General features: G+C 38.3%; 10 protein-coding genes and 2 pseudogenes. 9 read left to right on the top strand and 3 right to left on the bottom strand.

What is annotated here, in order from left to right; translation table 11 throughout:
* Nucleotides 1-4: 4 nt before the first annotated feature.
* Nucleotides 5-529, bottom strand: coding sequence for a hypothetical protein (locus tag CIK90_RS01720; RefSeq protein ID WP_144007191.1), 525 nt, complete (start codon nucleotides 527-529; stop codon nucleotides 5-7).
* Nucleotides 530-534: 5 nt separating this feature from the next.
* The gene (locus tag CIK90_RS01715; protein WP_094464180.1) at nucleotides 535-1,434 is read right to left on the bottom strand and encodes a YafY family protein; all 900 of its coding nucleotides are present in this window, start codon (nucleotides 1,432-1,434) and stop codon (nucleotides 535-537) included.
* 185 nt (nucleotides 1,435-1,619) lie between these two features.
* Here CIK90_RS01715 and CIK90_RS01710 point away from each other — a divergent pair, with 185 nt between their 5' ends.
* From CIK90_RS01710 to CIK90_RS14070, 4 genes and pseudogenes are all read left to right on the top strand, one after another.
* A complete protein-coding gene (locus CIK90_RS01710) occupies nucleotides 1,620-2,126 on the top strand; it encodes a hypothetical protein (RefSeq protein ID WP_094464179.1) in 507 nt (168 codons plus the stop codon).
* Nucleotides 2,123-2,713, top strand: coding sequence for a hypothetical protein (locus tag CIK90_RS01705; RefSeq protein WP_094464178.1), 591 nt, complete (start codon nucleotides 2,123-2,125; stop codon nucleotides 2,711-2,713). The genes CIK90_RS01710 and CIK90_RS01705 overlap by 4 nt, the downstream gene beginning before the upstream one ends.
* 161 nt (nucleotides 2,714-2,874) lie before the next feature.
* Nucleotides 2,875-3,513 (top strand): LexA family transcriptional regulator, encoded by a 639-nt coding sequence (locus tag CIK90_RS01700; protein WP_094464177.1) that lies wholly within the window; start codon nucleotides 2,875-2,877, stop codon nucleotides 3,511-3,513.
* Nucleotides 3,514-3,654 (top strand): annotated as a pseudogene (locus tag CIK90_RS14070) (Y-family DNA polymerase); the annotation flags it as partial.
* Between the two features lie 1,125 nt (nucleotides 3,655-4,779).
* Here the strand turns inward: CIK90_RS14070 and CIK90_RS14400 are convergent.
* Nucleotides 4,780-5,040, bottom strand: a pseudogene (locus CIK90_RS14400) (helix-turn-helix domain-containing protein); the annotation flags it as partial.
* A gap of 1,116 nt (nucleotides 5,041-6,156) precedes the next feature.
* Here CIK90_RS14400 and CIK90_RS01680 point away from each other — a divergent pair.
* The 5 genes from CIK90_RS01680 to CIK90_RS01660 form a co-directional block, all read left to right on the top strand.
* The gene (locus CIK90_RS01680) at nucleotides 6,157-6,918 is read left to right on the top strand and encodes a type IV toxin-antitoxin system AbiEi family antitoxin (protein WP_094464175.1); all 762 of its coding nucleotides are present in this window, start codon (nucleotides 6,157-6,159) and stop codon (nucleotides 6,916-6,918) included.
* Nucleotides 6,911-8,422, top strand: a complete 1,512-nt coding sequence (locus tag CIK90_RS01675) for a DUF262 domain-containing protein (RefSeq protein ID WP_074613701.1) — start codon at nucleotides 6,911-6,913, stop codon at nucleotides 8,420-8,422. Before CIK90_RS01680 ends, CIK90_RS01675 begins: the two co-directional genes overlap by 8 nt.
* Before the next feature lie 8 nt (nucleotides 8,423-8,430).
* Nucleotides 8,431-10,461, top strand: coding sequence for a DUF262 domain-containing protein (locus CIK90_RS01670; RefSeq protein WP_094464202.1), 2,031 nt, complete (start codon nucleotides 8,431-8,433; stop codon nucleotides 10,459-10,461).
* A gap of 53 nt (nucleotides 10,462-10,514) precedes the next feature.
* Nucleotides 10,515-11,438, top strand: coding sequence for a nucleotidyl transferase AbiEii/AbiGii toxin family protein (locus tag CIK90_RS01665; protein WP_094464174.1), 924 nt, complete (start codon nucleotides 10,515-10,517; stop codon nucleotides 11,436-11,438).
* Nucleotides 11,439-11,453: 15 nt separating this feature from the next.
* Nucleotides 11,454-12,106: restriction endonuclease (locus CIK90_RS01660; RefSeq protein ID WP_144007189.1), on the top strand; the 653-nt coding region annotated here is incomplete at its 3' end.

Raw genomic sequence — 12,106 nt, 5'->3', positions numbered from 1 at the left:
TGCATCATATAGACTTCTTCAGGGCGGCTATGATCTCTCTCTTGAAGTCGCCAATCAGCTTAAAGTAAGGACTGCCAAATCTGCTTTCTATACAGAGTGGCTTGACAAACTTTACTCTTTCGGCTTTCCATGTATGAGCACAGAAATCTTCGCCTTGGGATATTTCAACATTATCTGCCGTGATGACATAATACCCTTCAACTTCATTTCCGTGTACGAAAAGCATTATATCGCCTTTGGTTACGTTCTTGTAGTAGTTCCAGACGGCAATGATTCTTTGCTCTGGAGCATCATAATCAAGCAGCTCTTTTCGTTCTTCCTTGTAAGATTGAAGATACGTCTTGTAGTTATAGTTCTGAATGTTGCTTATCGTATCTAATGAAAATGGTGTTTCTGTACCCACAGGGTCATAGGAATACACAACCGTTGCTTCTCCATCCAACATGGCTTTATGAGGGCAGTATTTACGGTTAAGAATCCAAATTCGACTACCGTCTGGATTCATCAGTTTATCTAATAGCCTTTCCATTTTGTTTATTCGTAATTTTGTATGGTTGCTAATAATCTGTTTTTTATCTCTGATCTTAATTCTTCTGGTTCCAAAACTTTTACTTTCTCGCCCATAGCCAGGAGGTGGGTACTGAGCTCAGGGGTTAAGCAAAGTTTGTACTGGAAGTCGCTGTACTCCTCGTGTATTGTCTTGCTCTCTTTTTGGGTATGGTGCAAGGGAAGGGTACGCATATATTCCACATGTTTGCCAAAGGCTCTGACAACAACTTTCTGGGGTTTCTGATTCTCGTTGACAAAGATGCCTACGGTGTTTGCATAGTACTCTTCTGCGTCAAAATCGTCAGGTAGAACAAAAGTCTCTGTGCCGATGGTCAGCTCAAGGGTTCTGTCAAGGGCGATATTCCTTATTCCTTCCTTTTCCTTTATATAGCCGACAACATACCATCTTTGATTATATACCTTCATAGCATAAGGGTGCATGTGGTATGTTGACCGATGACCATAGAAAGACTGATAGTCAACTTCAAGTTCCTTGCTTTGTAGCATGGCATCAATCACAGTCTGAAGATATTCTGTTCCATGAGGTATCTCCTCAAACAGAATACGATCCTTCATGTTGTGACCTGCCTCGATCATGTTGGATAGGGTAAAAGAGTTAAGCAGCCACTTCTTTGTCATGTCCTTACGAAGCGGTTCCATGGTAGATACATAGTACTCATAGGTCGAGGTATCACATTTGATCTCTATTTCAAAGAGGTCAAAGATAGCATCCCTGTGTGTATGGAACGTTCGCAAAGCAAGAGGCTTTCCATCGCTTAAACGACTATTGTCCCATCGATTGCTGATTTCCTCGAAGGTCAACCTCTTATGCTGGATAAGGGTATTCAGCAACCAGATGTAGCGGTTAAATGTTCTGCTTATCATATTTATATATAATAATGTGTATATGAGTCGTAATCGAATTGTGCTACAAAGGTACTAAACAAGTATGCAAAAACACTGCATACCTCCGAAAAATCTTCAAAATTTATATTTTTTTGTGGGTTATGCAGCATAATTGCATAGCTGGAGACTACTTTTGCACCCAATTACTAATAAATCATATTATTATGGCAAAGAATAAGAATCAGAAACGTAAAGATGCAATTTCATTAAAGAATGCTCAGGAAGCCCTTCGTTTCCAGGTGCAATGGGGCTTGAAGAAACTCGGTGTGGCAGAAGGTGGCGTACTATATAAACTCGCCATTGTTGAGTTGGAATACATCGCAGAGTTGGGACTTACTCAGGATCTTCTCACTATGAAGAAACTGATTGATGGGGTAGAACAGAAGTTCGGTGCATCGGTTACAGCAGACAAAGCTCCATTTGCTCAGAGCATCGTGTGTATAGCATTAGGTATTGCCAGGGTTAGCGACGTTTCAAACATTGGCTTGCCGATGAACTGGGCAGATGCAATAGCACAGAAGCTTCTACCAGTCTATTTCTCAGACACTGTACGAAACAATGCTGTTGCCTGGGCAAAGCAAAACGGCTTTAACACATCAACCTATCTGGGTAAGCCGATAGCAAAATTCAGTAACATTTATCTTATAATAGACAGGACAATAGAAGCATGAAACGTATGACACAGGAAAAGGCAGAGCAGTTGATCAAACTTGCCTCTGCCAACATAGACTTCAGTCAGCTACCACTTGATGACAGTTCTACATATCGTATCTTTCAGGAAGCTGATACTGATGGTATATATATGATGGAATCGGAATGGGACAGATATGATCTTCTCAAGATTAAACCATCTAACTTTGATGAACTTGCAGCAGCCATTGCTTTCAGTCATGGACTGGCAATCAATCCCTACATCTATACTTACATGAAGATTCTGAAGGTGCATCCATTTACTTATCCTCGTTTTACAGAACTCGAAAAGGTAAACTCAATCCTCAGCGATACACATGGTATATTGCTGTGGAAGGAGCAGAAGGAGGATATTCTAGAGTATTTTGACTCCATGTCAGAACTTGAACGCGAGCAAAACAAGAATGCCATTAAGATTGTGTTACATGAGATAGAGCTTCGTGGACATTCATTGAGTAATCGAAAGTTCTTTAGAAATAGAGCATTGATCTGTTATAAACTGGCATACATCAAGGCGCATATGCCTGAGGATTTTTGTTATTATCATTCTAAACTCTGTACTATATAATCATACAGACATACAAATTGACTTTTTTCTCCCGATAGTTGCTCATATCTGTGTACAATTACACAGGTATGGGCATTTTTTCTTTGTAAACACTAATTTTATGAATAATGTAATACGATATTCAATTAAAATAAGTACCTTTGCACCTAAATTTGATTTATATGGCAGAAAAGAATATAAAATCAGGTCGAGGCGGTGCAAGACCTGGAGCTGGAAGACCTCGTAAACAGGAGGGAAGTAAACTGTACACATTCCGAGCTTCAGGAGAAATTGCCAGATTCCTCGATGCTCAGGAGCAAAGGACGGAGTTCATCAAGGAGTGTATCGGTCGTTCCATGATGGAATCTGAGCCCGACTTCTCCCAGATTGGTACAGCCTATCCTGCAACGAAGGTCAAGGAAATGAAGATGCATTTCTTTGACGTTGGCATTGTTGCCGGCTTTCCTATTCCTTTGGATAACGACGAGAAAGCTCAGAGCATTGAACTCCTGCAGATGCTTTGTCCTTATCCCGAATCATCGTACCTCATTCGTGTTGAGGGTAACTCGATGATTGACGCTGACATCTATTCTGGTGACATAGTCATCGTGGATAAGAGCAATCGTAATCCTTCTCCAAGTGAGGTTGCCGTCTGTGAACAGAACGGCGAATACACTTTGAAGCGTTTTGAGAAACGTGATGGAGTAGGATGGCTGATACCTGCCAATCCCGATTATCCTGAGATAAAGGTTACTGAAGATGATGATTTCAGTATCTGGGGAACTGTTACTTACATCATCCACAAGCCACATAACAAATAAATGTACTCTCTCGTTGACTGCAACTCTTTCTTCTGTTCTGTGGAAAAGGTCTTCCATCCTGGACTTGAAGGTAAACCCGTCTGTGTTCTCTCGAACAACGATGGGTGCATTGTTGCGTTGACTCCAGAGGCAAAGGCAATAGTAGGTAATTCCATATTCCTTCTTGTTTGGTATCTTGTGACGTGAGACAAAAGTACGTCTTGCCACAACGGTTGAGTTGAGCACCTGGTCAACTTGTTCACCAGTCAGCCACTCTGCTGTTTCATCACCTTGGAGTTCCAGACTTGCCTCATTCTTGCCAAACAATGCTTCTATTGCTTTTAGTTCATAGAAGTTAACATGCTTAACGGTTATCTTTGGCGTGTTGGCAGTGCGTGTTCTGTTATGCACATAGTGCACTGTGACCTTGAATCTCTTGGCCACCTGTTCTGCAGTAATATAGTCCTCTGGCACCTCGAACTTTTCAGGATCTCGATTGAAGAGTGCTTCTATGGCTTCCTCATTGTAGTAGTTGAAATGCTTTATCACGAGCTTCGGAACTTTGCCTTCTCTGGTCTTGGCAGTAACATGTTTCTGTGAAACTCCGTACTTTTCCGCTATCTGTGCAACTGAGAGGTAGCCTTCTGGGACAACGCATGTTTTTGGCTGTTGTTCTCTGCGTTCTTTCTCCTTTGCGAGAGAGTTGGTTTCCATACGCTCTTTGATGATGCGGTCAAAGACCATTCTCTCTACCAGCGTAAAGCGACCGTGCTTATGGTTTGGTATATCATAGTTGTGGATGTAATAACTTACCTGATCTTTGCTGAAGCTGTATTTCTCCATGATTTCACTATAGGTATAGTAATTCGGATCAACCTTCTCTTGTTCACCTTTGAACGTATCGACATGAACCTTGGAGTAGTAAACGCTTCTTCCTTGAGTGATGCGAGGAATCTTGTTTCGCTGGACAAAGGAGAGAACTGCTTGGTGGCTCATCTGGAATTTCTCCTCCAACTGATCTATTGTATAATAGTCTCTCCTGTCAAACTCTGCTATAAGCTCGGCAAAGTGAAGGTCAACAAGGGCTTTATCAAAGTAGGTGTTCCTGCCTTGATAAATCTTTGGGATGTTAAATTTCTCAATCCTGGTTCTGATAGCTTTCTTTGAACATTTGAACTTTTCTTCAATCTGCCTCATGGTATAGTATTCATGCTTTTGCTTCATCTTAGGGTCAAGCGAACGTGTTTTGTATTCAGGTGGATTGTCAAACAAAAATTCAATGTCCTTTCTTCTAATGATGGTTTTCCCACGCATCTGAACGGCTTTGATCGTACCTTCGCGCATGTTCCTATAGAAAGTAGCTCTGCTTATTCCGAGAAGCTTTGCTCCTTCAGTAGGAGTTAGAAATTCCTTAGCCGTTGAAGTTGGCTTCACGACTCGTGGTGATGGGGTTGGATGTTGTGCCTGGTACTCTGCTATCTGCTTTTCCCTGATCTTGCTTTTGTAGTCCTTGTTATTGCACGAAGCTGAGCAATAGATTGTGGTCATCTTATGCGCAATAAAGGAACATCCGCAGTACTGGCATTGCTTTTTAATCTCCATTGTATTACAAACGTTGGTGCTATTTATTTCTCCTAAAGTGTATCATTGTGTCTCACCACGTCTCATGGCGTCTCACGGTTGTACCCTCAATGTCATTTGGCATTTTCTCACAGCGTCTCACGCTTGTGTCTTCAATGTCAAAAGGGAGTGACTGAGAAAGCCGTTTCGAGTGTCGCGGTAGAAAGACGATACAAAATTAGTTGGAATATTTCGGAATAGCAAATTGTTCGTTCAAAGTGTTAAAAAACAAAAGTGCCTCAAAATGAGGCACTTATTCATAAATATTCCGTAATGTTCAAGTTTGTTCAAACAGGGCTACTTGCCGATGCAGAATGTAAAATCTGCAAATATAAGTAATTGATAATCAGTACATGTACCTCCAATTACGGGGGACAGATACTATGCCGAGGGACGGAGGAGGGACGGAAAATATACAAACATCTGCAAATGAAGCTGCCGTCAAAAATAAAATATACAAACATCTGCAAAGACGTTTTTCCAGTTCTTCGTATATTCACATTCGTTAACACGAATTTTTGCAGATTCCTGCAATAGCTGAAAATGGTGTGAAGAGTAACCTCCAATTTTAGCTTCTTTAGGTACATTTATCTTTGCAGTTCTTTGTATATCTTTATAATCTTGGTAAAAATCGGTTTTTCTATTGTAGTAAAATTGGTTTATTAAAAAGTGTTAACCCTTGTTTGCCTTAGGCTATAACGTGTTATTTCTTTTCTTCTAATCTTTGATCCTGACCATTCGGCATGACATTAATAGTACTCGGAAGATATAAGATTTAGTTAAGCTTATAGATATTTAATATGGGATTAAACTAAACCAAGCTCAGAAATTAATCCTGGCTATCGACCTCTTTTTCTTTTGATGGCAATTGTATCTCTGTTTATAGTTTTTTGCACGTTTTTTACTCTTAAATTCGCTAAAAATACGAATTTGGAGATAAATTTATATAAAAATAGCCGTTATTTGAGGAAAATGTTTGGTTGAATAAAATAAAAAGAGTATATTTGCAACAAATTTAGGCTGGTATTCATAAAATAAACGAAGATGGCTACAAAAATACAGCAAATATTAGAGACGGCACCCAATGAATCGGTCTTGTTTGGTTCGTGGCTTTCAAGTCAAGGATTGGATGCACGTGGTCAGTATGCTTATATGAAAAGTGGATGGCTTGACCGTATTTCGAAAGGAGTTTATAAGATACACGGGACAGAACCAAGCCTGTTTGCTGCTGTATCGTCATACAACACTCAACTTAGTAAGAGTTGTGTTGTAGGTGCATATACAGCTTTGGAACTCCGCGGATACTCCCATTACCTGTTAATGGGGAAACCTATGGCTTATCTGTTTACAGACAAAAGCAACAAGTTACCTTCATGGTTACTAAAAGAGGAGTGGGATATGACTATAAAATATATGACTACCTCTTTTCTGGGTGATGAGCTGTTGGGGGTAGAAACCATGACAATCAATCAACATGATTTGCTGGTGTCATCTCCAGAGCGTGCCATGTTGGAGTGTTTGAACTTGCCGGATGCATCATCATCTTTGCTCGATATCTATTATATCATGGAGGGCTTGACGACATTGCGTCCCAAGTTGGTTCAGACATTACTGGAGGCTTGCACGTCACAGAAAGTGAAACGACTGTTCTTATATATGGCAGAAAAGGCTGGCCACACCTGGTATAAGGCTTTGAAACTGGAGAATATTAATCTTGGCACATCCAGGTTTATGATTACTCCAATAGGAAAGTACATCAATAAGTATAATATGACAATATCTAAAGAACTAGCAGAATATGAATAATTTGACGTTATCAATAACTACTATAGGTGATTTACTCCTTCGTCAAACCATAACTATAACGGATAACGGGGAGCCAATCAAAGGCGTAAAATTGTGTGTGCCTATTTATCAACGTCCATACAAATGGACTGCTCGTAATGCCATTCAATTGCTTGATGATATTATTGATGCAAAGAATAGCAACAAAGAAAGATACAGAGTCGGCACACTTATCCTTCATAAAGCAAAGGGTAAGAACCTATATGATATTGTTGATGGTCAGCAACGAACAATAACTTTCTCACTTCTTCTAACAGCATTAGGAGAAAAAGGTATAGAGTTCTTGCAACAGAAGATATATGATAATGAACACAATAACCATAACATTGCTAACAATTATAATGCACTTTACCGAAGGGTTGGATTAAAATCTGAGGAAAGCGAGTCAGCTATAGAACATCAACGAGAAATGGAACGTCTTAAGGAGTACATTGAGAATAGGTGTGAGTTGATAGTTGTGATAACCTCCGATGTATCAGAAGCGTTCCAATTCTTTGATTCTCAAAATGCTCGAGGTAAGGCTCTTTACCCTCATGATTTACTGAAAGCGTACCATCTTCGTGAAATGAATGACATTAGTGATGAAGAAACAGAAAAGATGGTAAAGGATTGGGAACAGGTCTCACAAAGTGGTTTAGCCGATTTCTTTGGTAATTATCTATATCGTATTAAAGAATGGGTAAGTGGCAACAAAGCCAATGTCTTAAATGAGCATAATATCCAGATGTTCAAAGGTATTACACGTTCTGCAAGGACACCTTATGCCCAATTCTATAAGAGTGCCTATTGCTATGCTGACATGGTTAACTCTTCTGCTATGCCTTTTGTTTCGGGAACTCGAAATGTAAATGCGTTCCAGCTGAACACACCAATAATTGCAGGCAAGCCATTCTTTGAATATACAAAACACTACTATAATATACTCAAGGATATACAGAACAACAATAAGTATGAGGGGTTCTATATCAACGATAATATTATAGTTAAAACTCTGGATCGATATTTCAAAAAAGGTATAGGTAATGGCATAGCACGTCTGATGTTTGATACCTCTGTTCTACTTTATGTTGATAGATTTTGTCCAGAAACATATCCGACGAAAGAAGATATGGAACTATTTGAACAATTTGTTATATATGCGTTTATATGGGCTTATTCATTGAGAGCGCAATACACTAACCTCGGCTGGCTTTCTGCACAGAATTATATTATGGGGTGGAGTGATAAAATTAATACATTCAATATGTATAAGCTGATTGCTAAACAAGATACGCCAGCCTCTTTACTAAGTGCTTTGGCAGATAAACTTAATCCGCTTTCTAATGAGGACATTAAAGATGGTTGGGCGCAGGAATGCTGTGAGTATAGTGGCAATGGTGAAATATTGAAGAATCTTAAGGATGAAAAAGATGGTGTGTATAAAAACTATCTGTATTTCTTCCAATTAAATGGTTTCTATAAATAATAATGGCTATGAAAGATTTGAAAACTATTCTTGAAGAATGTTCGATTAACGACATCTATTTCTCGAACAGAGGGACATCTATCTTATACAAAATACCTATCTATCAGCGTAATTATGCTTGGGAACGTGAAGAAATACGTGCTTTGATAAATGATGTATATGATTCGATGACGAAGTCAGTTTACTATATCGGTACTCTTGTCACATACAAGCGTGACGAGAATATCTATGAAGTTATTGATGGTCAACAGCGTCTGACAACAATTTACATTATCTTGAAGGCTTTGGGTATTGAAACGATTGGAAACCATCTTACTTATTCTGCAAGAAAGATTTCTGCTACGACAATAGAGAAAATGCCTAAGTTTAGTGAAGAAAAAGATCAGGGTATTGTTGACGGATTCAATTATGCAAAGGAAGCACTCAAAGACATTGTTGGCGAAAAGAAGGCTGACATGGAAGCATTCCAGGATTTTTTCTTGAACAAGGTACATATCATTCACTATCGTGTGCCGAAAGATGTGGATTTAAATCACTATTTTGAGGTTATGAACTCTCGTGGTGAGCAGTTAGAAAAGCATGAGATAATAAAAGCTAAACTCAGCAATCAATTAACAGGTGATGACGACGCGATGCAGAAGTTTAGTCGTATATGGGAGGCTTGTAGCGACATGGGTTTCTATATTCAACAGAAACTTCCTGATATAAATGTCTTTGGTAAAACTATGGAAGATTTTGTTATAGAGTCTTTCGACGAGTTCCCTAGTTCTAATGTAGGCTCATCTTCGTCATTAGGTATGAAAACTATTTCAGAACTTTTATATTCACCTATAAGAATGATAGATAAATATGGAGAATTTGACAATAACGATCATTTCCAACCGATAATAGACTTTCCGAATTTTCTATTGATTGTCTTGAAAATTACAAGGTCGTGGAATGAAGATGATTTCGATCCTTTGAGTTTTACGCTTGACGATAAAGAACTCATTAAGGAGTTCGAGAAGGTAAATCTTACCCCAGAGTTCGTTAAGGACTTTGCATACAATCTCCTCTTGGCTAAATATTTTCTTGATAATTATGTGATTCATCATGCAAATGGAGAAGACAGAGTCTTAGAGAATCCCTGGAAGTTGCAATATTATTATAAGAAAGGTAATAAGGCTGCTTATCTAAAGGATTTGTATGAGGATAGAAAAGCACAACAAAACGAAGTAATCCAATTACTTTCCATGTTTGAAGTCGCTTTCACACCCAAACAAAGAAAGAACTATATGTTCTATTGTTTATACCATTTGTTCGAGGATTGTGACCTTGATAACTATGTGGAGTTCTTAAGAAAACTGGCAGATAAATATTTCTTCGATGTGTATCTTGATGCGAGCAAACTCAATGATATGAATCAGCCCAAACCTAATAGTTTTGATGATACTATTCTTAATGGAAGTGAACTAAACGTTGAATTAGAAGATGTTGAGCGAGATTTTGATAGTATTTATTCTATTGGTTCATGCAATATACCTCTTTACGTATTTAACTATACGGATTATAAAATTTGGAAGAAATATGCAGAGGAACTTCGTGGAAACAAAGCAAAGAAGGACTCTCGTAATAGAATAGACTTTTTCAAAGCATTAGGTTGTAGTGACTTTGAGTTAGATGTTTTCAATAACTTCTATTTCTCACGAACTAGAAAAAGTTTGGAACATTATTATCCACAAGCCAAGGCTGGTGATGATATGCCAATTAGTACGCATGATATAAATTGCTTTGGCAATTTTGCCATGATAGGGTCTGATGCAAATAGTTCTGGTTCGAATTGGAATCCAATTGATAAAAAGAATCGCTATCTTGATACAAAGTCAAACCCAGTGAGTATAGCTTCTTTAAAGTTCCGAATTATGCTACAGATATGTCAGGATAATTACGATGCAGGAATTAAGAACAAAAATATTAAGCGTCTATTTGGTTTAGAATGGAATGTCGAAGATATGGTTCAACATCAAGAGAAAATGCTCGAGATTATTATGAACTATTAATCTCGGTAACAAGAAGTGTATAAAAGGTTTATTATTCAAAGAACTTGCAGAATATGAATGATATAAGATCAAATGTTTATGCGCAGAAGGTTGAGTTGCTACTCCGTCTCATTCCGATTGTGATGGAAGAGGAGGTGTTTGCCATACATGGTGGTACTGCCATCAATCTTTTCTTGAAGGACTTGCCACGTTATTCTGTAGATATTGATTTGACCTATATCCCATTGGCTAACCGTCAGACAAGTTTGGATGACATCAATTTGCATCTAAAATCCATTGCTGACAAGGCAAAGAAAGCATTCAAAGGGATGCACGTTGTTCCCAACTTCAATACATGTAAACTGTTATGCGAGTATCGAGGTAAGCAGGTGAAGATAGAGGTCAACCAGACCAAGAGAGGTATTGTAGGAGGCGAGGTACAAACTATACCATTGACTGAGAAGGCACAGGAAGAGTTTTCTCTCTTTTGTGAGGCAAATGTTGTGCCCCTAACTCAATTGTATGGTGGCAAGATTGCAGCAGCACTTTCGCGCCAACATCCTCGTGACTTGTTTGATGTAAAGTATATGGATATTCCATTGAGCAAATGCCGTGAAGGACTCATTTTCTGCTTGCTTGGCAGCGATAGACCAATACATGAGTCATTTGCTCCCCGCTTGATTGACCAGCGGGAAGCAATGGATAATCAGTTTGCAGGAATGACTGATATTCCATTTACATACGAAGAGTTTGAAGAAATCCGTGGCAAACTCATTAATGATGTCAAGTCGTTGATGACAGAAGCGGATAAGAAGTTCCTTATCAGTTTCGAATCAGGTCAGCCCGAATGGGATGGATACGAATACGAGTACTTTAAGGATTATCCGTCTGTGCAATGGAAACTTCTTAATCTGAAGAAACTGGCCAAGCAAAATCCGAAGAAGTTGCAAGAGGAAGCGAAGAAACTATATACATTATTCAGTGAAAAAAATAGATAAAACTCCCAAAAACATATGAAACTTTTATTGCTCGAACAAAACAAAGATAAAAAAGGTACATTGTTGGAAACAATAGTAAAAGTATTATTGTCTTCTTATGGTTATGATTATGTTGCCACGAATGAAATCGGCTCTGGTGGCAATGAAATAGATGTTGTTGCAGAGAAGCATATGACGAATTTTGGAGTGTCAAAAACATATCCATTAATATGTGAATGCAAAGCACATGAAAATCCAGTTAATATGAATGACTGGTTGAAATTTCTAGGAAAAGTTTATAAAGAAAAAAGGAAAAATAGTCTTTCTTCTGGATTAATGATTGCGTTATCTGATGCTAATGGAAATGTAAAAGGAGATATTCGTAATGGTAACTACCTAGAAGATGTAAAACTAATAGCAGGTAATGACCTTATTGAACCTATAATATCACATTACGGGTTGGCATCAATAACAGAAATAATTAATATAATAAAGCATTGGACTAATTTAACAATCACAGATAGGGATATCGCATTTTATAATAATACTCCATATTGGATGGTTTATTTTTCTGATGGAACATTTACAGTATTAGACAAGAATGGACAGTTTTTAGAGAAAGTAATATTGGAAAACCTTGTTACATCTTTTATTTCATCGTCCACATATTTAAAAGACAACTATATAGA

The organism is Prevotella sp. P5-126, from assembly GCF_002251185.1.
GTDB lineage: Bacteria > Bacteroidota > Bacteroidia > Bacteroidales > Bacteroidaceae > Prevotella.
The sequence above is the reverse complement of the archived record's forward strand: the minus strand, read 5'-3'. Positions and strand labels throughout refer to the sequence as shown.